Here is a 24,397-nt window from a genome sequence, read left to right as displayed (position 1 = left end):
ACACCCTACAGCTAATTTATATTTCTTCATATACATTGAATTTTTCTCACTGACTTACTTAATTTAAAACTAAGATTTAATCTATAAATGCAGTAATCAAACGTAGATAAATATTATTAGCGGTAGTTTCCCCGATTGTCCACAGCCTGATTCCATCTGTATCAATTTCTATCCAATCTACCTTAAAATGTTGACAAAATTAACATTTTATTTTCTAAATTACGAATTACAAATTATTTTAATGCTCAATCAAAACCAAACACCATTATTAGATGCGTTAAAAGCCAATGCAGCAAGACCTCATGCACCTTTTTACACCCCAGGACATAAACAAGGTGAGGGAATTTCTCAACCTTTGGCTGATTTACTTGGGAAAGCCGTCTTTCGTGCCGATTTAACCGAATTAGCAGATTTAGATAATCTCTTTGCACCCCAAGGCGTTATTCAAGCAGCGCAACAACTAGCGGCTGAGACTTTTGGCGCTTCGCAAACATGGTTTCTTGTTAACGGTTCTACCTGTGGGATTGAAGCGGCAATTCTCGCTACCTGTGGCACAGGCGATAAAATCATTTTGCCTCGCAATGTGCATTCTTCTGCGATCGCAGGTTTAATTCTCTCTGGTGTAATACCAATTTTTCTCAATCCTGAATACGATCCAGTTTTAGATATTGCCCACAGCATCACGCCCAATGCTGTAGAATCTGCACTCCAACAACATCCAGATGCTAAAGCAGTGTTGACAGTTCATCCAACATATTACGGCGTTTGTGGAGATTTGAGTGCGATCGCCAATATTACCCATCAATACAATATCCCTTTACTCGTAGATGAGGCACACGGCGCACACTTTGCCTTTCATTCCGAATTACCCACTCCAGCTTTAGCCGCAGGTGCAGATTTAACTGTACAATCCATCCATAAAGTACTTGGTGCAATGACACAGGCATCGATGCTGCATATCCAAGGTAATAGGATAGATTGCGATCGCATCAGTAAAGCTTTGCAACTTGTACAATCTACCAGTCCTAGTTATTTACTTTTAGCTTCTTTAGATGCAGCGCGTCAGCAAATGGCACTCTACGGAAAGATGCTGATGTCTCGCACATTGCAACTTGCCAATGAAGCTAGAACAAAAATCAGCCAAATTCCTGGATTATCTGTCTTACAGATGCCTAGCCCCCCTTATCAAGGGGGGTTGGGGGGATCTCCCGACTTTGTGGCTTTAGACGAAACGCGCTTAACTGTAACTGTCTCTGGTTTAGGCTTAACCGGATTTGAAGCAGATGAAATTCTAGATGAAAAATTTGCTGTCACTGCTGAATTCGCCTCACTGCAACATATTACCTTTATCATTAGTTTGGGCAATACCCCAGCTGATATCAAGCAATTAGTGCAAGGTTTTACTACTCTTGCTAAAGAATATCGCCGAACCAACTTGAATGTTACAAATCCTAATTTGCAGAATCTTTTAACTACACAGGGTCATACTTTACATTTTTCTCCCCGTGAAGCCTTTTTTGCTCTCAGTGAAACATTGCCTTTAGCAGAAACTAGCGATCGCATCTGTGCCGAAATTATCTGTCCCTATCCCCCAGGAATTCCTGTGTTAATGCCGGGAGAAATGATCACCAAACCCGTCCTTGATTACCTGCAACAAATCCAAGCAATGGGGGGATTTATCAGTGGTTGCAATGATTCCAGCCTCAAAACTTTGAAAGTTGTGAAATAACGTCCTAATGTTAATTCGCCACAAACGCAATCAAGCAATTTGTCTAAAATAATCAAAATTTTTGGCAGTATGGCGCATGAAGCGAACTTGTTTAGAGATTTTCGCTCATCTGTTATTTCCTTGCTCTCTAGCTTCTACAATAAGGATAGACTTTATTGAGATTTGTATAGTTGGGGAAAAGCTGTCATGGCTCCCGCCGTTTTAATTCAGAATCTGCAAAAACGTTACGGTACAGTGGTTGCCGTTCAGGATGTTTCATTTCAGGTAGAGCCAGGAGAAATCTTTGGTTTACTTGGCCCCAACGGTGCTGGGAAAACTACTACCTTACGTGCCTTGTGTACGCTGACCACACCGGATGCTGGCAAAATCGAAGTATCTGGCATCTCTGTGTTAGATAATCCGAGGGTGGCAAGGCAACGACTAGGCTATGTTGCTCAGGAAGTAGCTATAGATAAGGTGCTAACTGGAAAAGAACTGCTGCAATTGCAAGCAGCACTTTATCACCTTCCACGCGCAGTAGCCAAACAGCGCATTGAGACGGTATTAGATTTACTTGGTTTGCAAGAATACGCCAATAAAAAGACAGGAAACTATTCTGGTGGTTTACGCAAGCGCCTAGACTTGGCTGCTGGGTTGCTCCATGCACCAGATGTTTTGGTATTGGATGAGCCAACTGTAGGACTTGATATAGAAACCCGTTTTGTGGTGTGGGATTTCCTGCGAAAATTACGCGCCTCTGGGACAACGGTAGTAATTACCAGCCATTACCTAGAAGAAATTGACGCTTTAGCCGATCGCGTGGCAATTATAGATCGGGGCGTGGTAATTGCCTCTGGGACACCTTCACAATTAAAAGATCAAGTCGGGGGCGATCGCATCACCTTGCGAATCCGAGAGTTTTCCCCCAGCGAGGAAGCAGAAAAAGCGAAAAACCTCTTGCAACCTTTGCCCTTTGTGCAAGAAGTCATTATCAACAGCGCTCAAGGTAATTCTCTCAACTTGGTGGTGACACCTCAAAATGATGTTCTTATTAACATACAGCAAGCACTTAATACTGCTGGCTTACCCATATTTGGTATTGCCCAATCTCGCCCCAGCCTCGATGACGTTTACCTCGCCGCTACAGGACGCACCCTGATGGATGCAGAACTGGCAGCCGTTGCCACTCGCGATCCTAAAGCTGAGAAAAAGCAGCTTATGAGATAGGGGCAGGGCAAGATGAGAAAAAAGAATTAATAATGAATGCCCAATTCCCAATCCCCAATTCTCAATTCCCAATACTTCGGCTTCGCTCAGTACAAGTTCTCAATTCCCAATTCCCAAATTTCTATGAGCGTTACTCCTAAATCTGATATCAATTGGCAGTCACTAGCATCGCCACCAGCAGATGTTAATGCTGCACCTAGCTTTTTCGGTGAATTAGTACAAGAGACGTTGGCTTTAACTCGTCGCTTGTTTATTCAGTTGCAACGTCGTCCCTCATCTTTGGTTGCCGGAATTATTCAGCCAGTCATGTGGTTGATACTGTTTGGTGCTTTGTTCCAAAATGCCCCCAAGGGTATATTTGGTAATACAACAACAAATTACGGACAATTCTTAGCTGCCGGCATTATTGTGTTTACAGCCTTTGCTGGGGCGCTGAATGCTGGTTTACCCGTAATGTTTGACCGTGAGTTCGGCTTTTTGAATCGTTTGCTGGTGGCACCGTTAGCATCGCGGTTTTCCATTGTCTTTGCTTCGGCAATCTTTATCATCAGCCAGAGTTTGCTGCAAGCGGCCGTGATTGTAGCGGCGGCGGCATTTTTGGGCGCTGGACTACCCGATGCAGTCGGTTTAAGTGCGATCGCTCTAATTGTCTTTTTATTAGCTTTGGGCGTAACAGCCATCTCCCTAGGTTTAGCTTTCGCTCTACCTGGACACATTGAACTGATTGCAGTGATTTTCGTCACCAACCTACCATTATTGTTTGCTAGTACTGCTTTGGCTCCTTTATCCTTCATGCCACAGTGGTTACAGGTTATCGCTACCCTGAATCCTCTTAGCTATGCGATCGAACCCATTCGCTATCTGTATCTCCACAGTAGTTGGGGACTAAGTAGTGTCGTTATGCAGGCTCCTTGGGGTGATGTTACCTTTGGGGGAGCATTGCTGGTATTGTTTGGCTTTGCCGTTGTTGCCTTACTGAGCATTCAACCCCAACTACGGCGGACTCTTGCTTAAAGAGATAAAATAGAGCAATTTTAGGGTCAAAATCCCATGAAAAAACCATTTTTACAAATTCCTAGACTCTTTGTAGCTACCGTGGCAGGAATTAGCTTTGCTTCCTTGCTCATGGCTCAACCTAGTTCGGCTCAAGTAAGCAGCCCAGCCGATGCTTTTCCCAGTAATAGTACAACAGACCAAAATACCGATCCATTTTCCCGGACAAACGCAGATAATTTCAATATGTTTGACCTGATTCATCGGGCAAATTTCGGGACTCTCAACTGGAATTCTGACCAACAGAACGAACAATTAGACTCAGCCGCAGCAGCCTTTAAAGCAAGGCAACAAAAACTAATTCGAGGTGAACAACAGCAAGCAAGCCCCAGTTTGCCATCGTTTACACTACCATCAGCTACACCGCCATCGGTTACACCACAATCAGGTAACTGAATTCAAGCAAAGAACCCCGAGCCTCTAGAGGCTCGGGGCTGAGACTATTTAAAAAAACCTTAGTTATCAGGTAAAAAACTACAGCCCAAGTGCAGCTAAAACATCGCTAGCGTGGGTAGTGGTATTCACACTAGTGTCAACATGGGTAATTTTGCCGTTGGGGTCAATTACGTAGGTGACGCGCTTGGCATAACCACCGCCATCCACATCGAAAGCTTTGATGAGGGATTTGTCGGAGTCAGCCAATAGAGGAAAATTCAAATTATATTTTTGGGTGAATGCCTGATGGGAGACTTCATCATCTGCGCTGACTCCCAAGATTACAATATCTTTACCTTGATATTGAGCCTGGGCATCCCGAAAACTACAGGCTTGTTTGGTGCAGCCTGGCGTGTCATCTTTGGGGTAAAAATACAAAACAACTGTCTTTCCCCTCAAATTAGATAACGAGACTGTGTTGCCGTTTGTATCTTTGGCGGTAAATGCAGGTGCATCCGTACCAACTGCTAGAGGCATAATTAACCTTTCCTGTTTCAGATTGTTGATGCACTTGAAATTTTACATTAATTTATAATCATTAAATATAATTACTAAAAAATAGCATAACTATACTTCAGGTAAATAATTTTGGTTAAATGAGGTATATAGTGCAAGAAAAAATATATTCTTGAATTAATCTTTTTAAGAAGAAAAATTTCTCCCCCTACAAAATGGCTGCTGCTGATTCCCAAAACCCAAATATTTTTGTCTATCCTCAAAGCACAGTAGAAAGAGCCGAGCGATCGCTAGTGTGTTCGCCCTTCAATTTATTTTTATTTGAAGTCATGGAACACCAGAGTGTCTCAGTAACTGCGATCGCTCTGGAAAATGGACTCAAGCAGGGCTATACTAAGCGCCCTTTATCAGAATTAGCCTGTGATAACGCCTTGGGTTGGCTAATCCAAGTGGGTGTATTGCGGCGAGAAGTCGATGGACAGGGAATTACAGATAGTTTTCGCCTCACTCCCTTGGGTCGCCAGTTGGTGGAACAATACCACGGAAAAAACTGGCGGACACCTTCATGGCGCGATCGTTTATTCGATGCTGTGATTCGTTGGTTACGGATACCCTTTTAGAATAAAAAACCAAAGAGTTAGCATTAGGCAATCAAAGGGAATAATATATACGGAAACATCACATTTATTCATGAAGTCTTTACCGTAATCATCTAATTAAAATTTGTGATGCTAATGGTGGGTGTGGGGCATGGTGTATTATTTCTTCTTCCCCTACTCCCTCATGTCTTCCTGCTCGCTTATTGTTCGCTCCTAAAAATTCACTCTGTATCTTGAAAAACTAACTAATAGCAACTATGAAATCAATTATGGTGGTGGGGACAACATCCCATGCAGGGAAATCACTTTTAACTACAGCTATTTGTCGCATTCTGTCGCGGCGTGGCTGGCGAGTGGCTCCCTTTAAAGGTCAAAATATGGCTTTAAATGCTTATGTTACTGCCAGTGGTGGAGAAATTGGCTATGCCCAAGCAGTGCAAGCTTGGGCTGCGGGAGTCGTGCCTTGGGTAGAAATGAACCCAATTTTACTCAAACCTCAAGGGGATATGACTTCCCAAGTAATTATCAAAGGTAGGTCTGTAGGGAAAGTAAGTGCCTCAGATTACTACGAGCAATATTTTGAACTGGGGTGGCGGACAATTGAAGAATCGCTACAGCATTTAGGAACAGAATTTGACTTACTGGTTTGTGAAGGTGCCGGTAGTCCAGCAGAGATTAACCTCAAGCACCGTGATTTAACTAATATGCGGGTGGCAAAATATTTGAATGCACCAACAATGTTAGTAGTTGATATTGATCGGGGTGGTGCTTTTGCCCATGTGATAGGAACCTTAGAGTTATTGGAACCAGATGAACGCGCTCTAATTAAGGGTGTAGTAATTAACAAATTTCGAGGACAGCGATCGCTCTTAGATTCGGGAATAAAATGGTTAGAAGAACGCACTGGTATTCCTGTTGTCGGTGTTATACCCTACTTGCAAGAAGTGTTTTCGACCGAAGACTCCCTGGATTTGCTAGAGCGTCAATCGTCGTCAAGTAAAGCCCAAACAGACCTCAACATTGCCGTCATCCGCTTACCCAGAATTGCCAATTTCACCGATTTTGACCCACTGGAATCAGAAAGCACAGTTTCAGTAAAATACTTAAGCCCTAAGCAAGATTTGGGACATCCTGATGCCGTAATTATCCCAGGTACAAAGACCACAATCGCTGATTTGCTACTGCTACAAAAAAGCGGTATGGCAGAAGCTATTCAACACTATGCTGCCTCTGGTGGAACCGTTTTAGGTATCTGCGGTGGCTATCAAATGCTCGGTCAAATCATCGCCGATCCAGAAGGGATAGAAGGACAAGCTGGCAGATTTCAAGGGTTAAATCTTTTACCAATTAGAACCGTAATTACCGGACAAAAAATCGCCCGCCAGCGCCAAGTTAGCTCAAATTATCCACAACAGGGCTTGCCAGTTAATGGCTTTGAAATTCATCAAGGGCGATCGCGCATCGAGCAGCAAGGAATAGATCCTCAATCCTACCATGCCCTATTTGACGATATTAATTTAGGGTTAGTGGATAGTTGTCAATCGGTGTGGGGAAGTTACCTCCACGGGCTTTTTGATAACGGCCCTTGGCGACGCGCTTGGTTAAATCGCCTCCGTCAACAGCGTGGTTTAAAATCTTTGCCTACCGGTGTTGCTAACTATCGAGAACAGCGAGAGCAGATTTTGGACTCTTTAGCCACTGAAGTAGAAAGCCATTTAGACTTAACTCCATTTTTGTCTTAGAACTGATACCATTTTTAATTTTAGATTTTGGATTGAGAATAGTTTTCTAAATCGAGGTGTAGTGAATTCATCTCTCACATCATGTTTCAAATTTGATATAAATTGCATAAAAGAAATTGCACTTTTTTCGTTAAGATGGTTATTTGTCATTTGTAAAGACAAAAGGCAAATGACAAATAACAACCCTTACGAATCAATTTCAAATCAAAAGTGTAAGATTCATGATTGTTCGTGTCCACTTTTTACCAGATGATGTGATAGTAGATGCCGAAGTGGGAGAAGCCATTTTAGATGTAGCAGACCGGGCTGGAGTACTTATTCCCACCGGTTGTCTAATGGGGTCTTGTCACGCTTGCACCGTCGAATTAGAGGATGGAGAGATCATCCGCGCTTGTATCACCGCAGTACCGCCACGTGAGGAATTGACGATTAATTTGTTTAGCGATCCTACTTGGTAATGTCAGCCCTGTTATTCACAAGAACTAGTATAGTAAAACAAGTCATGTACAAACAAAAATCTAATCATTGATTAGATTTTTTTGGATAGACAGCAAGGAATATTTGAACCATTATTTCTTACTGTGGCGATCGCATTTTTTAAGAAAATTAATGCCAAAGAAAATCCGGGAACTGAAGCAAATGCTGTCCCAAGTAGGTTTTACAGAAGTCATACGAATTAGGTACATCCCCTCTATCTGGAAAAATCACGATTTCAGGCAAAAACGGAGCAGATGCTAAACGCTACCAAGAGAAGGAAGTGAGACAGGCAATTGAGGAAGTAGAAGGGAAAGAAAAAGAGGAGTAAGCTTAAGTACCAAATGATTATTCAATGGTCTGATGAAGATGATTGCTTCTTAGTCGGATTTGCTGATTTTCCAGGACAACGTTGGCGGACTCATGGGGATACTTATGAGTTAGCTGTAGTAAATGGAATTGAAGCTTTAGAGTCTCTAATTATTGCTTACGAAGCTGTAGGTGATCCACTTCCAGAACCAACAGTAAGTAAAATATGTTAACGCAATTGAGTAGGTGGTAACTAGTGCTGAACAATATCAATTAGCTTTAACATTCAGCGCATATTCTTTAAACCTTTCCAAATCAGCTTGAATCGTCGATTCAACTATCCGTCCCAAAAATAAGTTATCCATAATTTTGCCAATAATGCCGGGGATAGCATAGGAAATACTCATTTTGACAATGCTACTATTGTGGCGATCGTAAAAGCGAATCGCTCCCTGATTAGGCAAACCATCAATCGATTCCCATTGGATAATTTGGTTGGGAATAACTTTAAGAATTCGGGATTGCCAATTAAATTCTAGACTGCCGGTCTTTAATTTCCAAAGAGATATATCTGGATTATCTGGCGGAATTTTCACCGAATCAATCCACTTCATCCACCGGGGCATTTGCTCCAAATCAGACCAGAGGCTCCATACTAAATCTATGGGAGCCTCTACCTCTACCTGCACAGTATGCTCTAACCAATCTGACATTTTTCTTCTTCCTTTGCGTTCTTCTCTACGAGACGCTGTGCGAATGCGTCCTTGGCGGTAGCCTGCGGCAAGCCACTGCGTGTCTAGGTTATCTCTTCAAACTCTCCAAAATCACTTTTGCCGCCCGCCGTCCAGAAATAGTAGCACCTTCCATGCTGTCAATATAATCTTGCTGAGTATAACTCCCTGCAAGGAAGAAATTATCTACTGGTGTTTTTTGGTTGGGACGATACGCATCCATCCCTGGCGCTTCTCGGTAGAGAGACTGAGCAAGTTTTACTACACTATACCAAGTCATATTTAGCTCCCGCGACGAGGGAAACAGTTCATGGACTTGCTTGAGGACATGCTGTGCGATCGCTTCATTACTCTGTGCAATAAACGGATCTCCCGGTGTCAGCACTAGTTGTAACAAAGATCCCTGCCCTGGGCGATAATAATCAGCAGGGCTAGTCAACGCTAAATCCGCAAAACAAGAAAAGTCAGCATCGGCTGTGTAGAGTAAATTATCAATTCCAGCCGCGTGATTTAGCTGTTTACGTTGCTCTTCATCGTTGAGTTCTGTTACCCAACCATCGAAGCGTAACTGCACTGTAGCCACTGGTACTGCATCCAGTTTGTAAATATTGTCAAATTCTGACCACTTACGCCATTCCTGGGGTAGGATACGTTGAATTCCTGGAACATCACAGGCAAAAACGTAAGCATCAGCAGTGATAGTTTCAACTGCATCACCTTGGGCAACTGCTATACCAGTGACACGGGTTTGTTCGTTTGACTCTATAAACTGAATTTCTCGCACTTGCCGACGCGTATAAACTTTAGTGCCTCTGGCTTCTAAATATTCCAGAATGGGCTTGTGCAAATATTCATGGGGAGAACCCTCCAGCATTCGCAAAACTGAAGCTTCAGTTCTGACTGCAAATAACTGGAATATGGTTAACATACAACGGGCAGACATATTTTCGCAATCAATAAATCCCAGAGCGTAAGCAATAGGGTTCCATAACCGCTTAATGCTGCCATTACTGCCACCATGACTGCGAAACCAATCGGCAAAGCTAATTTTATCCAAGTTGCGGATGGTTTTCATCGCGCCGTTAAAGTCTACCAATCCGCGAACAATAGGACTAGTACCCAAAGCGATCGCATTTTGCAATTTATCCTGCAACGATAGTTGAGAAGTCGTGAAAAATGCCTTTAACCCATTGAAAGGCGCACCTGTAAAGAAGCGAAAATCCAAACCACCAGTGCGCCCCCCTTTATTAATAAAAGTGTGGGTATGTTCTTTGAGGCGTAAGTTCTCTAACACCCCCACTTTCTTCATCAAGTCAAATAGTTGGTAGTAGCACCCGAAAAATACATGCAACCCCATTTCTAGATGGTTGCCATCTCCATCAACCCAACTGCCTACTTTACCACCCACAAACGGACGAGACTCAAAAATCTCTATTTCACAACCAGCATCAGCTAGATCCACTGCGGTTGCTAGTCCAGCAAGTCCCGCACCTACGATTGCAACACGCATTCCGTCGTTCCTTTTCAGTTTCTTTACAGATTGTAACTGGGTTGGTGTCGGAATTTGCTACTTAATATCAACTCTACCAGCAGATTAAGGCAAGCAATGTCGATACTAAAACCTCTTTAATTACTTCTTTTAGTACCCGTAATTGACCAGACGCGAGCAAAACGCGCCTGTATCAGCTAGACAAATTCTTGTCCATTGCGGCGCACCCAAAAAAGTATCAAAGCTATTTTGTTGGTGGCAAAGCAGTTATCTAGTAAGTAATGAAAATATGTTCTTACTTGTTTACATCTTTGCCATCATCGGAAAGAGGCAAACTTCTAATCAGTTCGCGAATCACATCGGTTGCAGGTCTACCTGTTTGTTGGCAATATTTTTCTAGTTTTTCCGCTTCCTGCGTTGCAAGATTAACTGTTATGCGTTTAACGGCCCATTTTTTATTTGTCATTATCATGCTATCTGCTGTATATCTAGATTGTCGAAAGAGTCTAAATTAAAGAGGGAACCGATAAGATTATCAGAATTTGTCTCACGAAACAAGTAATACCATTAATATTAAAAATTGTCGTTTTGTCAAAGGATTCATACTTTTCTAAAGAAATCAAAAAACTACACTTTATTTGTTACTATTTTGACAGTAAAAACAGCACATAGTTCCTTCTGAGGGGGATAACCCTACTAACAGCATCAGTAAAGCCTGGCAATGAACTTCTATAAATGAATTTGAGATACCGAATGCTGACTCAATCAAAATTTGCAAAATTATTCTCTATCGAAATAATTTGACCTTATATCTGAACCAACTTTGTCAAACCCACTTGGTGAGAACATCTGGTATAACAGATGAAAATAAAGCTTTAGAATCATTGTCAGGCTGAAATTGTTTCTTACAGGTGGCTTCAGGCGAGATATACAGCTCAGAAACAATCACTTAAAAGTAGGCAAATAAGCGATCGATCTAGAGCAAACATCCATCTGTAGCCAATAAGCTAAGAGCGACTTAAATGGTTAAGGCTTTTGGCTTACTGCAATTAAACTGATTACTTTACCGTGCTAATGTTGTAGTCATAAACAAGGGTATAAGATTCAGCTTACTGGGTATAAAAAGCTAAATCTTTTGGTAAAATTTAACAGCATTACCTGTAATTTCACTCAGGCAAATTAACCAAGAATACGCGTGGTGTTACTTGACCGTCGCCGATAATAATATTTTAGTTTTGTTTCATTTTTTTTTCACTAAGTCCCCGGAAATATATGATGAAATCTTAGATGTTTTCTCTCTTCCCCCTAGCGATATAATTTGTTTTAAAGTCAGTATTATTTCAATTCTTCGTATTCACCTATTTTGATGTTACGAAAATTGCTTTTAGCAAAATAATCCGCTAAAAACTTTCTTAAGACTGCTTAATTTATATCTAAGCTAAGAGAAAAACTACTGCTAAAAAAGTCTTGAATTAAAATGGTTATTAATTAGTAAACTTAAGCATAAAAGCTATTTTCCACTTCAATGTTCTTGTTGAGTGTATTCATTATAACCATGATTTATGGGCTTTAAATAAACTTTATTTAGGCACTAAAATAACTCATTTTTAGACTTTATAAAAAAATTACAAAGAAAAAGAGATAAATATGAGCTTTTGCTTAATGGTATTGATACAGAACAACCTTCTAAGCTCAAAAAGTTGTAAAAAAAAAGATTCTGATATTGAAGTGCATCGGCTAAGTTTGATTAAACTCAACTTCTTAAATACTTAAAAAGACATTTGTATTTTTTTATACTAAAAAAATTTCGAATTAAATTACTGAAAAACCATGACAATATAGATACTTCATGAAATTTAGGTAAAGTTAGCTGCCATCCTGGGATATTTCCTAGTAAACCTTCGTAGAAATGTAGCTAACATCTCCATGACCAAGACTCGGAGAAAAATTAATCCTCTTTTCAAAGTTAAATAAATTTCCGCCTTGCCGTAATAGGTGCATCAAAGCCAAGTATTCTGTAGTTTCCTTAGTACTCAGTAATGTACCTAACTTCTCAGCGCGGAATCTGGTTAATATGCGAATCAAATATATATCAACTTAATTTCTTATAGCCGTAATCCTTAATGTCAGATTACGGCCATGAATGCAACTATTCCAATTTGAATTGGGGCATGAGTTGGAGAGTGCCAATACCTAAATCTTTCGGTGAAACCGATCGCGTTTCAAACAAAGCCATCATGTCTCGTAACTGAGGATTGCCACGGGAAGCTCCTGTTAATCCTTTAGCAATGATTAAGCCACAATAGCCCTTAGTATTTTTACACCTCTGATTCCATTTTTTTCGGGCTTCTACATGAATAGGATCTTCATCTAAAAATTCACCAAATAGGAACAATTCACCATTTTGAGTTTGCAATAAACCCAGATCGTAGCGATCGCCATCGAAAGGATCGGCACCTGGATTAAAGCAAATTGCTCTCAGCCCGCCTGCTGCTTCAATTCTTTCAATTACAGTTTTAGCCTTGGGGCGAGAAGTTTGAATTAAAATCACCGGCAAACCGTCACCCACTTGTTTAATTTCACCCGCCTTATGGTAAGTTACCCCCTTACGGAGGTGATCCAACATTTCCCAGGACACTACGCCTAAGCTGAGAAAGGAGTCTTCCGGTATCAAGTCATCTTGCAATGATTGGAAATTTGAGGAGTTAAGGTTATCAATTTCTTCATCATCGTCACCAAAACCTGCCATTTCTTCTAATTCTGCTGCTAACTGCGGCATGGTAGAGACTGTCACAGCCACAGATTTAATTGATTCTTCCGACTGCAGCAGAGAGATGCGATAACGACGGCTGAGGGTAGGGAAGATATCCTCATGCAAATGGCGGCGGTGATCGCGAATAAAGCGGATTAGGCTTTCGATCGCAACGAAGATTACCAGCGCTTCTTCGTCATACAAAACAGACCGCAGTCCTTCTAAGGGGTGGATATTACCGAAAGTGGGATCAATTTCTGATAATGGCAGATCCGCTAAATCACTTTCTTCGTCATCGTCTTCATCTTCGTCTTCATCAGCACTCTCAAAGGTCAGAAATAGGCAATCTTGCTTGAGAAACGCTTCTTCTAGATGCTCCGTTGATTCTTCATCTTGTAAAACTGCGGTGCGAAACTGTTTTAAAGACTCTTCTGAGCGATAAAACAAAATTCCATACTCCATTCCCAGCATTCCCATGACTGAGGCGTAGAGTGTGCCAACATCCCACTTATTAATCTCGATTGACAAAATTTGCTGTTCTTCCAAAAATTCCCAAGGTGCTGCTTGCCAAATTGCAAATGCTTTCTCTCGCAAGATTTGTGCATACTGTGGGGGTAAGTCAGGGGTTTGACTATCGAGGATGTCAGCGAACCCGCGAAATAGTTCGTCAATTAAAGGCAGTTCTGGTGCGTAGTCAATGGCGATATCCAAATCTTGCAGCACTCCCCGCAGATAAAATTGGATCTCGCGGTCTTTAACTACAATTCTTTGGGGCCTAGCAGGTCTTGCCGGACTGTGGGGATGCTCCATTGCTCGCATTAAGGTACGAACGATTGCTTCTGGGCCAACATCTGAGGCTACCACGTCCATTCCTCGGACAACACCTTGGGAGTAATCTACCCAAAGAATGCATTCTCCCTTTTCCTCAGAGTCTGAGTGCTGGTTCGGTGATGACAACGGACGGCGATCGCCCTCCCATACAGAAGGAATTTGAGTTAATTTCTTCAACCGACGACTGGTAGAGCGATTAAAACTTGTCATAGAGTAGGTTAATCAAAAGAAGCAATTTGAAAGTAAACTTTGGGGGATAGCTAGCCTCGGATTAGGTTTTTATGGCTGCACCTGAAAGATAGTTGCTTCTCAGACAAGCCATGCTTGAACTCCAAAAATACCGAATCTCTAAATACACTGAGTCTCTCAATTCTAGAATAAAAACCTTTGGCTGCTTTTAACGGAGTGTTTACAATTTGGCATCTAACGACATCTAAGCCGCTAGAATGAATACAAAAACACCAAGGGAAACCCAGAGGCATTAACAAGCCGATATCGGGTAAAGCTTAGACTAATTAAGGAGTGAAAAAAGCAGATGACACAAGCAATTCAGTCTCAACAACGCGGAATTCTGTTGAGTGAAGCCGCATTGCACCAGGTAAAATCCCTCCGGGACAAGCAAGGCACAGACTTCTGCTTACGGGTAGGAGTCCGTCAGGGTGGCTGTTCTGGGATGTCTTACATGATGGACTTTGAAGACACTAGCAAGATCACCCCGCAGGATGAAGTTTTTGACTATGATGGCTTCAAAATTGTCAGCGATCGCAAGAGTCTCTTATATCTCTACGGTTTAATGCTCGATTACAGCGATGCCATGATTGGCGGTGGCTTTCAATTTACTAATCCTAATGCCAACCAAACTTGCGGTTGTGGCAAGTCATTTGGGGTTTAGCCAAGAGGAGCCGATCACATGCGAGGTTTTCCAATAGTCAAGAGTCAAGCTTTTCTAACTCTTGACTATTGGCCTATGACTATTGAATCATGGCTAATGACTATTAACTAATGATTATTGACAAACTTACTATGACTCAAACAGTTGAATCCCTGTTTGATACAGGTTTAGAACGCTATAAAGCAGGAGAGGCAGTAGATTCTTTAATCCCTGTATTTAAAGAAGTGTGCGATCGCGCTCCTAAAACGAGTGCTGCTTGGATCTGTTTGGCGTGGTTGTATCTACTCGATAACAAGCCCAACTTGGCTTACAAAGCTGCACAGAAGGCTGTCAAGTTAAATCCGCAAGACCCACAGGCTAGGGTCAATCTCGCCTTAGCAATGCTGGAAACAGGTCAAAAAGGTTTACGAGAACATATTGACATCGCACAGCAGCTAATTTTTGTCAATGAAGAATGGCGCGATGAAATAAAAAGCAGTATCGAAGACGGTTTAACTAGAAAACCAGATTGGCAAAGTTTAACAAAAGTCAAAAATTGGCTGTTGGAGGAGTGATAAGTTAAGAGTACAGACGCGATCAATCGCGTCTGTACAGGAGTCAGGAGTTAAATTCAAGTGGAGAATTCTCACTTCTAACTCATCCGTAACTTAGTTAGCAGTCATAAAATTTTGGGCAATTAGACAAAAGGGTAGATGAAAGATAAATTGTTAAATTGGCTAAATACAGTTTTAGTCGCAGATGTTTTTTTGGTTTTGTTTGGCTTTGTCTGGCTAGCGATCGCTGCGATCGGTGATTCTGTGGGAGTAAATTTGGGTTTAGATTTGTGGCATCAACTTTGGCAACCCGTATTTAACCCAGCGATCGGCATCCTCATGGGCGGTGCAATTCTGAGTGGTATTATCAGTTGGGTTTCCAAAAAATTTCTTTCTAGTCAAGAATAAAGTGATTGGTAATTGAAAAGAGGCAGAGGGGCAGGGTGCTGCTCTTACTGAGGGGAAAACTATTCTCCCTTGCTCCCTACTCCCTTGCCTCTTCCCCATTCCCTTTGACTCTACGCAAGAATTTGTTTTAGTGCTGACTGTAAATTAGGATATTTGTACTCAAATCCTGTTTCCACAGTGCGCTTAGGAAGGACTTGCTGACCTTCTAAAACTACTATAGCCCCGTCTCCTAAAAGAGCTTCGATCGCAAAAGCCGGAACGGGCAACCAAGAAGGGCGATTCATAACTTGTCCCAACGTTTGGCTTAAATCTGCCATTCGGACTGGGTTAGGGGCAGTAGCATTGTATATGCCTTCTATTTCCGGTTTAGTTAAAGCTTGCATAATTAGGTTAACTAAATCGTCTACGTGAATCCATGAGAACCACTGCCGACCACTGCCAATGGGGCCACCAGCGAAGAGTTTGAAAGGTGGAATCATTTTACCTAAAGCCCCACCATTGCCCAGAACAATCCCAAAACGCAGAATTACCAGTCGGACACCAGCATCTTTTACCTTTGTCGCCTCTGCTTCCCAGGCTTGGCAGACCTGGGCGAGAAAATCGTTACCAGATTGGCTTGTTTCATCAAAGTTTGCCGTTTCACTGGTGCCGTAGTAGCCAATAGCCGAAGCATTAATTAACACAGTTGGCTTAGGGTTAGCATTGACTATTGCTTCAACTATTTTTTGTGTGCCTAACTTTCGGCTATTGAGAATTTCTTGTTTGCGTTCTGGTGTCCAGCGCCCTTCACCAATGGGTTCTCCTGCCAGATTAACTACACCATCACAACTAGCTATGACACTTTGCCAAGAACCAGATGTATTTAGTGTATAGGCAACAATTTCTACATTGGGGAAAGCCTCAGATGGAAAAACCTTTTGAGCAAAAGCGGTGTTCCGAGTTAATACTACTATTTTATGACCTTTTCCGTGGAGCCGTTGTACCAAAAGACTACCGACAAATCCTGTTGCTCCAGTAATTGCTACTTTCATTCATTTTCTACCTCAGCCAAACTCTTATTGTAAAGTTTTTGATCAACCTTTCAGCTTACAGCACTTTCTTTGTGGATAGAACAGATGCAACTTTATCAGACACAAATAATAGCTAAAACCCTGATTTTAAAGTAGCGGCTATTAATTAATTGCCCGTACAGCGTGTAATTTTGCGTAAGTCAGATGTATATCTGGTGATGCCTAATCTTAAAACTCAAAAACTTTGCTTTTTGAATGACTTTCCGTTTAGATGCTTCGGTATTATAGGATGGACGGAGTGTTGCAAGGCGTGGGGCTATTATGGCTCGCTATACCTGTTCGTTTATTGTTTCTGTTGCTAGTGACCATCTGTTGCCGTTACTTGTAGAACTTCTACAGGACTGTCAGTTGGATATTCAATACCACACGGGCGATTACATTATCGCTCGTCAGACTCCTGGCAATGTTCCTTTTCCTAAATTAATCACAGTAGAAGTACTGATTGATAAATCAAAATCTACTGAAACAGAAACCCGGATGAGTATTGTGATTAAAAATGAAGAACTACCTCTCCAACTAGATAATTACTGCCGACAAATGTTTGAATTTATCAAGCAGGCTATTGAAAGTAGCCGCCATTGGCATTTGATTGAAAGTATTGCAGGATAGCTTTGGTAATTGAATTGACAATCCCACGGCTTTAAGCCGTGAGAGTGTCAAATTGTGGTTGGTAGTTATAATTCAATCTCCCAAATCCTCTAAATCCTCGGCCATACCGGGGTTTATTAGTGTAATGTCATACTCGCTCGAATCTGTTTGTCCCAAACGCTGAGTGTTTTTTAAAAGGTAATAAATGGCACGGACTTGAGGTCCAAAAACGATCTCGTCTTCATTTCTGAGATCGTGGTTTGGTATCTTACGTCCATTAATCATCAAACCGTTGGAACTAGCCTTACCTTTGGCATCGCCATCTACAATCCGGTAATAGTAGCTATGACCATTATGCTCTCGTGGCAATCTCACTAATGTGGCATGGCGGCGGGATACAAACTGCGACATCAAACGGATATTACACTCGCGGTCTCTACCGATAGAGTAGACGGGTTGCTCCAGAGAAAATTCTTTGCGACCTTGATCGTCTTCAATAATCAGTAGATGGTTTTCATTAGTTTCTGCTGCCATTGACAAATCGGTGGAACTGTGATTTAACAAGATTTGTTTCGTATCGTATTTTGCCATTTTCGGGCACCGTCACGTCAGTCTGTGGTGCTGATCTAAATAAGCTTTAAAACTGCATAATACCTTGAAAGAGTAGAACTTGGTCGTTCTACTCCAGTAGCTATGATAGCTTTTGTAGGTGTCTTAACAGGCTTTGTGATCTGCGTAAAACCTAAACATCGACTCAGTGTAACAAATAATTACGAATTCGTAATGACGTTCTCTACAAGAAGCAAGCTACGCACAGCCTCTCGTAGAGAACGTCATTAGTAATTACGGATTAAAAATTGTTAAGTTGAGATGGGAAATTTTAGGTTCTACAAAGTATTCTACGAGTGACGAGCTAATCGCCTTAATAATATTGAGTTTGTGACGACACTAACAGAGCTAAAAGCCATTAATGCAGCAGCACCAGATGGGTTAAGGACAAAACCCAAACTAGGGAACAAAACACCTGCTGCTAAAGGAATGCCAACTGTATTATATGCAAAAGCCCAGAATAAATTTTGGCGGATTTTGTTGAAGGTGGCGCGACTAAGCTGAATAGATTCGACTACATCGTTTAAGCGATCGCGCATTAAGACAATTTCAGCAGTTTCCATTGCCACATCTGTCCCGGAGTGCAAAGCAATTCCTACATCTGCTTGGGATAAAGCTGGAGCATCATTGATTCCATCTCCTACCATTGCGACTACCGAGTGCTGAGTGAGGAGTGAGGAGTTAGGAGTTCCTTTTGTCCCTGCTTGTTGTAAAGACTTGATTGCGGCCGCTTTTTTGGCTGGGGGAACACCTGCTATGACATCAGCACTATCTAATCCTAGTTGTTTGGCTATGGCGCTAGCTGCTTCTGGGCGATCGCCACTGAGTAACATTACCCGTAATCCCATCTGACGCAATTTGTCTACAGTAGATTGGGCATCTGGCCTGAGAGTATCAGAAACAGCAATTAGTCCGGCTAGAGTTCCCCCAACTGCTACGCAAACGACTGTTTTACCATCTGTTGCTAAATTTTGTGCTGCCTGTTGTGCAGTTTCACTAATGGCAATACCATGCCAGCTTAACCAATCCCAGTTACCCAAAAGTACAACAGTGCCCCCTACCACAGCAGATACTCCTAATCCTGGTTCCGTATGAAAGTCCACAGCCTCTGGAATAGATAACTGTTGCCTAAGCGCTTCTTGCTGAATCGCTTTGGCTAGGGGGTGGTGAGTACCGCTTTCTACGCCTGCTGCTAGTTGTAAGAGAGATTGGGAATTCCTAGTCCCCAGCGATGCACTGAGCTTGTCGTTGGCGCAGCCTCTCGTAGAGAAGTGTCCCCAGTCCCCAGTCCCCGATCCCTCAATTAACAGACAATCTGTAACGATGGGATGACCCGTGGTCAGAGTGCCAGTTTTATCAAATACCACGGTATCTAACTGGTGTACTTTTTCTAAAACGTCGCCGCCTTTTATTAACAAACCCCGTTCTGCGCCCATAGCAGTCCCAACAAGAATGGCTGTTGGGGTAGCAAGTCCTAAAGCACAGGGACAGGCGACTACCATAACTGCGATCGCTAGTTTTAAACTAATTAATAAAGGGGAGTGGGGAGTGGGGAGAGACGCGATTAATCCCGTCTGTACGGAGTTGTGAGCGTGGCTCATCATCTCCATCTCACCAGACATGGTGATATCAGTCCAAATATGAGTACCGAAAAAGTACCAAAAGACAAATGTTAATAAAGATGCTGTTAGTACCCCGTATGTAAAGTAACCAGCGACTGTATCGGCTAATTTTTGTACTGGGGCTTTCCGAGTTTGGGCAGCTTCTACTAAAGCAACAATTTGAGCTAGAGTTGTATCACTTCCAGTCCGGGTTGTCTGAATAGCGATCGCTCCTGACTGGTTTAGTGTACCCCCTGTCACCGAATCTCCCGGTTGCTTAATTACTGGCACGGCTTCCCCAGTCAACATGGATTCATCGACCGTTGTTTGACCAAGCACCACTTCACCATCGACAGGGATTTTATCACCTGGCAGCACCTGTAACCATTCACCAACCCGCACCTGTTCGGCAGGAATCTCTACACTAGAAGATCCCACTCCTCCTTTTTCTGGATTGGCAATCAATCGCGCTACCTGTGGCTGGAGTGCTAGCAATTTCCTAAATGCAGCAGCAGCGCGACCTCTAGCTTGTTGCTCTAATGTTCTTCCCAAAAGAATAAAGCCCAGCATCATTACTGGTTCGTCAAAGAAGCACTCCCAACCCATTTGCGGAAAAAGCAGTGCTACTAAACTAGCAATGTAGGCTGTCAGCGTTCCCAATCCTATCAGGGTGTTCATGTTAGGTGCATTTCGCCGCCAGCCTAGCCAGCCATCTACTAAAATCGGGCGACCGGGAATTAATAGCGCCACTGTAGCCAATCCACAGTGAAACCAGATGTTATTTAACACTGGCAGCACTGAGCTACCAAGATTACCAAAATGTCCACTTCCCGACAATAACAGCAACATTGCAGCGATCGCCAACTGCCTCACAGAAGACCGCATTTCTCGGTGTTGTCGTTCTGCTGGGTCTGGTAAGGTAGATATTTCGCCTGCTACTGTGCCCCTAGCTTTTCGGGGTTGAGTTGGAAATCCAACGGCTGTTAATCTCTCTGCTAGTGCATCTGCATCTACTGCACCAGTTTCTGACTCTACAACTGCTACCTCTGTGGCCAGGTTCACACAGGCACTCTTGACTCCTGGATGTTGGGTTAGCTGTCGTTCTACCGCGTTCACACACCCAGCACACTTCATACCTCCAACATCGAGAATAATTTTCTCTAAGATTGGGTCAAGTTCTGGGGCTAGCTTAGTTTTTGGGACAAGTTGCATGGCAAGTGTTTAGATTCGCTACAGAAATTCAACGCCTGAATAAAAGCGTCTCTAATTTGAGCGTAGGCTAAATATGGAACTACGACTGTATGTCAACCCTGTTAAATTTCTTAATTTATCGTACTTCGCTAAGGGTCACTGACGACTCCAGCGTAGATAAGTCACATAAATAATAGCTGCAACCTGCATTGGCATCAGGACAATCAAGCTTTTCCAAAAATTGTGAATTTCCAAATTAGACATGGCGCTGAAATAGCCAAAGCCCAACAACAAGAACAGTATCCACATCAGCTGTTTACGTTTGATGTTTAGCATAGCAGTAGGATTCATAAGGGAAAAGGTTAAAGGGTAAAGGTTAAAGGTTTTTTCTTTTCCCCTTCCCCTTTCCCCCTTAACCGACAAGTATTAGGGGTGTACAGGAGAATCCTAGTAAATCCCACCGAACTAATTTCCCTTCGTATGACAAAGGATAAGGTAGATAATTCAAACACTAATGTATATTCAACTAAAACCAGCCCTGCTTATTCACAAAGTAGGTATTTACAAATTCTTCAGGGGACTTATTCAAATAGATCATGCCTTCGATTAAACCTACAAGTTGCATAATTAACAAGGCAATACCGTAGGTGAAAGAACCCGCTACTACAGAAATCACTAACATGATAAAGCCTTCTGGAGCGTATCCTAGAATAAATTTATGAACCCCAAATCCTCCAAGGATAATGCCACAGTAACCAGCTAGAAGTTGTTTGGTAGGGTGACTGGGGTTGAGATTTGACATATTAAATGCTGCTCCTTGATAAGTAAGATATAAAAATAAAGTCTTTATTGTAATCAAAGCAAATACATTTACTTGCTTAATAAATACATTTTTAATTTTTTCAGTACAAGTAAGCCCCAAAATGACTAAAATCAGCGTGCTTCTATTTTAGAGGAGACGCTAAAATGTCTTGCGGCATAGCTTGAAAATCTGGCGCTCCTTAATCAATTTTGGTGGGTTGGATGACTGCAAACTCTGTTGCAGCAGTTTTGCAGATTTTCAAGTAAGAAATTTGGTCTTGAGAAGAATAAATCTCAATAATCATCAAAACTGCTCTACCACTTTTTACAAGTCCATCAGTATTATTTCCGGGTTTTTTTATGTAGGCGTAGCCCGTCGTAGACATCGCTTCCACTGATAGTGAAACGCCATTGCACCAATGACAAGATTCAGTTATTGGCTAAAATCACCCGGATAAGAATAAATGCTTAACTAGATATTTTGTTGTCTATGTTAATAGCATTATCTAAATTGGCCTTTCAGCTAGTATTTATGCTTGTAACCAATTATAAGCAGTAAATTCTTCTTACATAAGGAGATAGAATCAGATATTTTCGTTTTTGACAACAGTGTAGTATTAGTATTAATTACTACCTAGAACGAATAGACTTAATAATGTACCACTATTCCAAAGGCTGTGTAGGAGCATAGGAGCAAGAAGGTTGCGCGATCGCGTGTAAACTACCCCTAAAACGATCCCCAATGCTGTCAGGGGAAGAATTTCCGACAAGCTGAGGTGAGCGATCGCAAACAACAAACCACTGATTATAATCGATCCCCACACGGGTAAGTAACGAGTTAGAGAAGGTAACAAAAAGCCGCGAAACAGAATTTCTTCAAAAAATGGAGCAGCGATCGCTGCTGTAAAGAAAAATATACCAAGTGCTACCCCATCTTGGCTCTCTAGGGCCAGTTGCAGCAGGGGGTTACTACCACCCTGTCCTTGCCATAGCTGTTGATTGATTAAAGATACCATCACAACTATAGGTAAAGCCGTACAATAGCCCCCCAGTCCCCACAGGAACCAGTGATCTTGAAAACGAAAGCGAAACCAAAATTCCGGTAACGGAAAAAACGGCTTAAGAGAGAAATACAGCACTGACAGCGCACCTAATGCTACCAATAGGTAACTAACCAAAACAGAAAATGCCTGAAGTCGCACATCAACAATAGGACGTGGGATAGGTAGCAGCGATATCACCAAGGGCACAAAAATTTGCCCCATAAAGAAAAAGCCTACAATAAAAACCTGCAAAATCGTTTCACCATCCCAAGGCGTTGACCAAGGAATATCAGCATTTTGAGCTAGTAACGAGGCTTTTCCTTTCAACAAGCGTTGAGCAAATAATAAAATCAGCAATATTAGACCAATTAAAGCCGCCAAGGTAGGAATAGTACCAATAACCGCTAATTTCAACACCGCTTGAGCCGCAGTTTCTTTTTGTGAAGTTTTAACTGCTAATAAAGCATCTTGTCGTTGTTGGAGTTGGTATAGCTGAACCAAAGCAGTAGAGCGAAACCAACCTTCTAAATTCTTTTGAATCCGTTCTTGAGCATTTTGGAGCAGACGGGGAGGATTGCTCCACAGTCCACTCAATACAGCTGCGGTTTCTCCAAACTCTGGATTGACATCTGAGCGTTGTTGTAATTCGCTCCAAGTTTTCAGGGCTGTATCCGTCTGTCCTTGCTGTGCTTGTAAAATTCCCAGGCGCAGGTCTAATTCAGCCACTAATTTTTGTAATTGCTTTAGAGACTGCTGTAACTGTTGCTTTCCTTGTTTAGAGGTTTTAGTAGTCGGAGGAACTTCAGGTAAGGGTTTAGGAGGTGTGGGAGTTATTTCAGATTCAGAGCGTAATTGTGCAAGCTTATTGTTAACTTTCTCCAGATTCGCTTGAACTGACTGACGTGCCTCCTGATATTGCTTTGTGGCGCTTTCTAGGGGTTGCTCACCAAGTATCGCTTCCCGAATCCCTTGAAGATTATCATCACCGCTATCTTCTGATTGCCAAGCTTGGGCCTGCAAAGCAATATTGGTTTGGTACAGTTCCAGGCGACTTTGGAACTGGGGTTCTTGCCAACTACCGAATAAAGCCGAAACTGCCAACAGAACTGCTATCGGCGTTAGCACAAAAATTAAAACCAACCGCTTGAATGTCATCTATCCCCCTTTGACTAACCAGTGGAGAGCGCGTCCCCCTTGGGAATTATCGCAATAAAAAGTCAGAGGTGGATAAATATCATCAATATAAAGGTTTTAAGTTTGGCATCGCTAAAGAAACTCCAGTCCTAACTCAAGACTTTGAAATTCGATACTGCTGGGCAATGTAATAAAACAAACGATAGTAATCTTGAAATTCTTGGCTTTTGCTTCGTCCCTGCCAAAAGTATTTCACTTGATCCTGAGTTAGTGTCAGTGTCATAGAACCTACTCCTTGATCAACTTCTACAACTAGCACCCCAGATACTCCTTGGGCAGTTTGAAAGTTGGGTTTGATCTTTTTCACTGACTCTTGCTCTGTAACAATCGAATTCAGTAACTGCTGACTTGCCCACCCTCGAATTTCCACCGTTTTGTTTTGGGGCGAAATAAACGCAATTCCATCACCATTTGCTGGGCCTGCTGAAGAAGTCCAGTTACTCGGATATGGAAATTCAAAGCCATAACGGGAGTTGCTATAAGTTTTCCATGCGATCGCTCCAGCGTTAAAATCATTTGCAGTACAACCCCACAGAATTATTAACAGAGCAATTATCCCGCTAACACTGGCGGCAAACCGATAAATTCTTCGCCCCAAACTACAGATTTTATTAGCAGTAGCCATTTACATTACACATTTTGCCAAAGTCACTGATTTTAT

Annotated in this window: 26 protein-coding genes; 13 read left to right on the top strand and 13 right to left on the bottom strand. The window is 42.2% G+C overall.

Going from position 1 to position 24,397, the window contains the following annotated elements; translation table 11 throughout:
- The first annotated feature begins 241 nt into the window (after positions 1–241).
- The 4 genes from GNF10_RS13885 to GNF10_RS13870 all read left to right on the top strand — a co-directional run bounded on the left by GNF10_RS13885 (position 242) and on the right by GNF10_RS13870 (position 4,384).
- Complete coding sequence (locus GNF10_RS13885; protein WP_185586156.1) at positions 242–1,729, top strand: aminotransferase class I/II-fold pyridoxal phosphate-dependent enzyme; 1,488 nt, start codon at positions 242–244, stop codon at positions 1,727–1,729.
- A 186-nt stretch (positions 1,730–1,915) separates the two neighbouring features.
- Positions 1,916–2,935 carry an ABC transporter ATP-binding protein gene (locus GNF10_RS13880; RefSeq protein WP_185586157.1) on the top strand — a complete coding sequence of 340 codons (1,020 nt, stop codon included), beginning with the start codon at positions 1,916–1,918 and terminating at the stop codon, positions 2,933–2,935.
- A 123-nt stretch (positions 2,936–3,058) separates the two neighbouring features.
- Positions 3,059–3,949: an ABC transporter permease gene (locus GNF10_RS13875; protein ID WP_185586160.1), complete on the top strand. Its 891-nt coding sequence runs from the start codon at positions 3,059–3,061 to the stop codon at positions 3,947–3,949.
- A gap of 36 nt (positions 3,950–3,985) precedes the next feature.
- On the top strand, positions 3,986–4,384 hold the full coding sequence (locus tag GNF10_RS13870) for a hypothetical protein (protein WP_185586158.1): 399 nt from the start codon (positions 3,986–3,988) through the stop codon (positions 4,382–4,384).
- 78 nt (positions 4,385–4,462) lie between these two features.
- Here the strand turns inward: GNF10_RS13870 and GNF10_RS13865 are convergent, their stop codons facing one another.
- Positions 4,463–4,900, bottom strand: a complete 438-nt coding sequence (locus GNF10_RS13865) for a peroxiredoxin (protein ID WP_185586159.1) — start codon at positions 4,898–4,900, stop codon at positions 4,463–4,465.
- Between the two features lie 194 nt (positions 4,901–5,094).
- On the opposite strand from GNF10_RS13865, the gene GNF10_RS13860 reads away from it, so the two are divergent.
- From GNF10_RS13860 to GNF10_RS13840, 5 genes are all read left to right on the top strand, one after another.
- Positions 5,095–5,499 carry an Npun_F0494 family protein gene (locus GNF10_RS13860; protein ID WP_185585563.1) on the top strand — a complete coding sequence of 135 codons (405 nt, stop codon included), beginning with the start codon at positions 5,095–5,097 and terminating at the stop codon, positions 5,497–5,499.
- A gap of 236 nt (positions 5,500–5,735) precedes the next feature.
- Positions 5,736–7,220: a cobyric acid synthase CobQ gene (gene cobQ, locus GNF10_RS13855; RefSeq protein ID WP_185585562.1), complete on the top strand. Its 1,485-nt coding sequence runs from the start codon at positions 5,736–5,738 to the stop codon at positions 7,218–7,220.
- A 221-nt stretch (positions 7,221–7,441) separates the two neighbouring features.
- On the top strand, positions 7,442–7,678 hold the full coding sequence (locus GNF10_RS13850) for a 2Fe-2S iron-sulfur cluster-binding protein (protein ID WP_185585561.1): 237 nt from the start codon (positions 7,442–7,444) through the stop codon (positions 7,676–7,678).
- Positions 7,679–7,759: 81 nt separating this feature from the next.
- Positions 7,760–7,900, top strand: coding sequence for a hypothetical protein (locus GNF10_RS38550; RefSeq protein ID WP_260445872.1), 141 nt, complete (start codon positions 7,760–7,762; stop codon positions 7,898–7,900).
- 138 nt (positions 7,901–8,038) lie between these two features.
- Positions 8,039–8,236, top strand: coding sequence for a type II toxin-antitoxin system HicB family antitoxin (locus tag GNF10_RS13840; RefSeq protein WP_185585560.1), 198 nt, complete (start codon positions 8,039–8,041; stop codon positions 8,234–8,236).
- Between the two features lie 36 nt (positions 8,237–8,272).
- Here the strand turns inward: GNF10_RS13840 and GNF10_RS13835 are convergent, their stop codons facing one another.
- The 4 genes from GNF10_RS13835 to GNF10_RS13820 form a co-directional block, all read right to left on the bottom strand.
- The gene (locus tag GNF10_RS13835; RefSeq protein ID WP_163938433.1) at positions 8,273–8,716 is read right to left on the bottom strand and encodes an SRPBCC family protein; all 444 of its coding nucleotides are present in this window, start codon (positions 8,714–8,716) and stop codon (positions 8,273–8,275) included.
- A gap of 88 nt (positions 8,717–8,804) precedes the next feature.
- Complete coding sequence (zds, locus tag GNF10_RS13830; RefSeq protein WP_185585559.1) at positions 8,805–10,244, bottom strand: 9,9'-di-cis-zeta-carotene desaturase; 1,440 nt, start codon at positions 10,242–10,244, stop codon at positions 8,805–8,807.
- Positions 10,245–10,518: 274 nt separating this feature from the next.
- Positions 10,519–10,695, bottom strand: a complete 177-nt coding sequence (locus GNF10_RS13825; protein WP_185585558.1) for a CopG family transcriptional regulator — start codon at positions 10,693–10,695, stop codon at positions 10,519–10,521.
- A gap of 1,677 nt (positions 10,696–12,372) precedes the next feature.
- Positions 12,373–14,016, bottom strand: a complete 1,644-nt coding sequence (locus GNF10_RS13820; RefSeq protein ID WP_185585232.1) for a hypothetical protein — start codon at positions 14,014–14,016, stop codon at positions 12,373–12,375.
- Positions 14,017–14,341: 325 nt separating this feature from the next.
- On the opposite strand from GNF10_RS13820, the gene GNF10_RS13815 reads away from it, so the two are divergent.
- From GNF10_RS13815 to GNF10_RS13805, 3 genes are all read left to right on the top strand, one after another.
- A complete protein-coding gene (locus tag GNF10_RS13815; protein WP_012407303.1) occupies positions 14,342–14,698 on the top strand; it encodes an iron-sulfur cluster assembly accessory protein in 357 nt (118 codons plus the stop codon).
- A 131-nt stretch (positions 14,699–14,829) separates the two neighbouring features.
- Positions 14,830–15,252: a M48 family metallopeptidase gene (locus GNF10_RS13810; RefSeq protein WP_114084750.1), complete on the top strand. Its 423-nt coding sequence runs from the start codon at positions 14,830–14,832 to the stop codon at positions 15,250–15,252.
- A 138-nt stretch (positions 15,253–15,390) separates the two neighbouring features.
- On the top strand, positions 15,391–15,639 hold the full coding sequence (locus GNF10_RS13805) for a hypothetical protein (protein ID WP_012407305.1): 249 nt from the start codon (positions 15,391–15,393) through the stop codon (positions 15,637–15,639).
- A 110-nt stretch (positions 15,640–15,749) separates the two neighbouring features.
- Here GNF10_RS13805 and GNF10_RS13800 read toward each other — a convergent pair whose 3' ends face one another.
- Positions 15,750–16,670 (bottom strand): TIGR01777 family oxidoreductase, encoded by a 921-nt coding sequence (locus GNF10_RS13800; RefSeq protein WP_185585233.1) that lies wholly within the window; start codon positions 16,668–16,670, stop codon positions 15,750–15,752.
- A 300-nt stretch (positions 16,671–16,970) separates the two neighbouring features.
- Here GNF10_RS13800 and GNF10_RS13795 point away from each other — a divergent pair, with 300 nt between their 5' ends.
- Entirely contained in the window at positions 16,971–17,318 is a 348-nt protein-coding gene (locus GNF10_RS13795) for a hypothetical protein (protein ID WP_185585234.1), read from the top strand.
- A 72-nt stretch (positions 17,319–17,390) separates the two neighbouring features.
- On the opposite strand, the gene GNF10_RS13790 is transcribed toward GNF10_RS13795, so the two are convergent.
- From GNF10_RS13790 to GNF10_RS13760, 7 genes are all read right to left on the bottom strand, one after another.
- Complete coding sequence (locus GNF10_RS13790) at positions 17,391–17,888, bottom strand: FHA domain-containing protein (protein WP_185585235.1); 498 nt, start codon at positions 17,886–17,888, stop codon at positions 17,391–17,393.
- A 308-nt stretch (positions 17,889–18,196) separates the two neighbouring features.
- Entirely contained in the window at positions 18,197–20,719 is a 2,523-nt protein-coding gene (locus GNF10_RS13785; RefSeq protein ID WP_185585236.1) for a cation-translocating P-type ATPase, read from the bottom strand.
- Between the two features lie 135 nt (positions 20,720–20,854).
- Entirely contained in the window at positions 20,855–21,049 is a 195-nt protein-coding gene (locus GNF10_RS13780; RefSeq protein ID WP_260446079.1) for a hypothetical protein, read from the bottom strand.
- 175 nt (positions 21,050–21,224) lie between these two features.
- Positions 21,225–21,500 (bottom strand): TM2 domain-containing protein, encoded by a 276-nt coding sequence (locus tag GNF10_RS13775; RefSeq protein WP_185585238.1) that lies wholly within the window; start codon positions 21,498–21,500, stop codon positions 21,225–21,227.
- A gap of 199 nt (positions 21,501–21,699) precedes the next feature.
- Positions 21,700–21,885 (bottom strand): hypothetical protein, encoded by a 186-nt coding sequence (locus tag GNF10_RS13770; protein ID WP_185585239.1) that lies wholly within the window; start codon positions 21,883–21,885, stop codon positions 21,700–21,702.
- A 237-nt stretch (positions 21,886–22,122) separates the two neighbouring features.
- Complete coding sequence (locus GNF10_RS13765; protein WP_185581002.1) at positions 22,123–23,697, bottom strand: CPBP family intramembrane glutamic endopeptidase; 1,575 nt, start codon at positions 23,695–23,697, stop codon at positions 22,123–22,125.
- Between the two features lie 133 nt (positions 23,698–23,830).
- Positions 23,831–24,361 (bottom strand): hypothetical protein, encoded by a 531-nt coding sequence (locus GNF10_RS13760; protein ID WP_185581003.1) that lies wholly within the window; start codon positions 24,359–24,361, stop codon positions 23,831–23,833.
- Between the last annotated feature and the right edge of the window lie 36 nt (positions 24,362–24,397).

The organism is Nostoc sp. UCD121, from assembly GCF_014222285.1.
Classification (GTDB): Bacteria; Cyanobacteriota; Cyanobacteriia; order Cyanobacteriales; family Nostocaceae; genus Nostoc.
This window is presented reverse-complemented; position numbering and strand designations above follow the sequence as displayed.

What these genes read in the sequence shown, in the direction of transcription:
- GNF10_RS13885 (WP_185586156.1), top strand. Translation starts at nt 242, where the DNA reads ATGCTCAATCAAAACCAAACACCATTATTAGATGCGTTAAAAGCCAAT.
- GNF10_RS13880 (WP_185586157.1), top strand. Translation starts at nt 1,916, where the DNA reads ATGGCTCCCGCCGTTTTAATTCAGAATCTGCAAAAACGTTACGGTACA.
- GNF10_RS13875 (WP_185586160.1), top strand. Translation starts at nt 3,059, where the DNA reads ATGAGCGTTACTCCTAAATCTGATATCAATTGGCAGTCACTAGCATCG.
- GNF10_RS13870 (WP_185586158.1), top strand. Translation starts at nt 3,986, where the DNA reads ATGAAAAAACCATTTTTACAAATTCCTAGACTCTTTGTAGCTACCGTG.
- GNF10_RS13865 (WP_185586159.1), bottom strand. Translation starts at nt 4,900, where the DNA reads ATGCCTCTAGCAGTTGGTACGGATGCACCTGCATTTACCGCCAAAGAT.
- GNF10_RS13860 (WP_185585563.1), top strand. Translation starts at nt 5,095, where the DNA reads ATGGCTGCTGCTGATTCCCAAAACCCAAATATTTTTGTCTATCCTCAA.
- cobQ (WP_185585562.1), top strand. Translation starts at nt 5,736, where the DNA reads ATGAAATCAATTATGGTGGTGGGGACAACATCCCATGCAGGGAAATCA.
- GNF10_RS13850 (WP_185585561.1), top strand. Translation starts at nt 7,442, where the DNA reads ATGATTGTTCGTGTCCACTTTTTACCAGATGATGTGATAGTAGATGCC.
- GNF10_RS13840 (WP_185585560.1), top strand. Translation starts at nt 8,039, where the DNA reads ATGATTATTCAATGGTCTGATGAAGATGATTGCTTCTTAGTCGGATTT.
- GNF10_RS13835 (WP_163938433.1), bottom strand. Translation starts at nt 8,716, where the DNA reads ATGTCAGATTGGTTAGAGCATACTGTGCAGGTAGAGGTAGAGGCTCCC.
- zds (WP_185585559.1), bottom strand. Translation starts at nt 10,244, where the DNA reads ATGCGTGTTGCAATCGTAGGTGCGGGACTTGCTGGACTAGCAACCGCA.
- GNF10_RS13825 (WP_185585558.1), bottom strand. Translation starts at nt 10,695, where the DNA reads ATGATAATGACAAATAAAAAATGGGCCGTTAAACGCATAACAGTTAAT.
- GNF10_RS13820 (WP_185585232.1), bottom strand. Translation starts at nt 14,016, where the DNA reads ATGACAAGTTTTAATCGCTCTACCAGTCGTCGGTTGAAGAAATTAACT.
- GNF10_RS13815 (WP_012407303.1), top strand. Translation starts at nt 14,342, where the DNA reads ATGACACAAGCAATTCAGTCTCAACAACGCGGAATTCTGTTGAGTGAA.
- GNF10_RS13810 (WP_114084750.1), top strand. Translation starts at nt 14,830, where the DNA reads ATGACTCAAACAGTTGAATCCCTGTTTGATACAGGTTTAGAACGCTAT.
- GNF10_RS13805 (WP_012407305.1), top strand. Translation starts at nt 15,391, where the DNA reads ATGAAAGATAAATTGTTAAATTGGCTAAATACAGTTTTAGTCGCAGAT.
- GNF10_RS13800 (WP_185585233.1), bottom strand. Translation starts at nt 16,670, where the DNA reads ATGAAAGTAGCAATTACTGGAGCAACAGGATTTGTCGGTAGTCTTTTG.
- GNF10_RS13795 (WP_185585234.1), top strand. Translation starts at nt 16,971, where the DNA reads ATGGCTCGCTATACCTGTTCGTTTATTGTTTCTGTTGCTAGTGACCAT.
- GNF10_RS13790 (WP_185585235.1), bottom strand. Translation starts at nt 17,888, where the DNA reads ATGGCAAAATACGATACGAAACAAATCTTGTTAAATCACAGTTCCACC.
- GNF10_RS13785 (WP_185585236.1), bottom strand. Translation starts at nt 20,719, where the DNA reads ATGCAACTTGTCCCAAAAACTAAGCTAGCCCCAGAACTTGACCCAATC.
- GNF10_RS13780 (WP_260446079.1), bottom strand. Translation starts at nt 21,049, where the DNA reads ATGAATCCTACTGCTATGCTAAACATCAAACGTAAACAGCTGATGTGG.
- GNF10_RS13775 (WP_185585238.1), bottom strand. Translation starts at nt 21,500, where the DNA reads ATGTCAAATCTCAACCCCAGTCACCCTACCAAACAACTTCTAGCTGGT.
- GNF10_RS13770 (WP_185585239.1), bottom strand. Translation starts at nt 21,885, where the DNA reads ATGTCTACGACGGGCTACGCCTACATAAAAAAACCCGGAAATAATACT.
- GNF10_RS13765 (WP_185581002.1), bottom strand. Translation starts at nt 23,697, where the DNA reads ATGACATTCAAGCGGTTGGTTTTAATTTTTGTGCTAACGCCGATAGCA.
- GNF10_RS13760 (WP_185581003.1), bottom strand. Translation starts at nt 24,361, where the DNA reads ATGGCTACTGCTAATAAAATCTGTAGTTTGGGGCGAAGAATTTATCGG.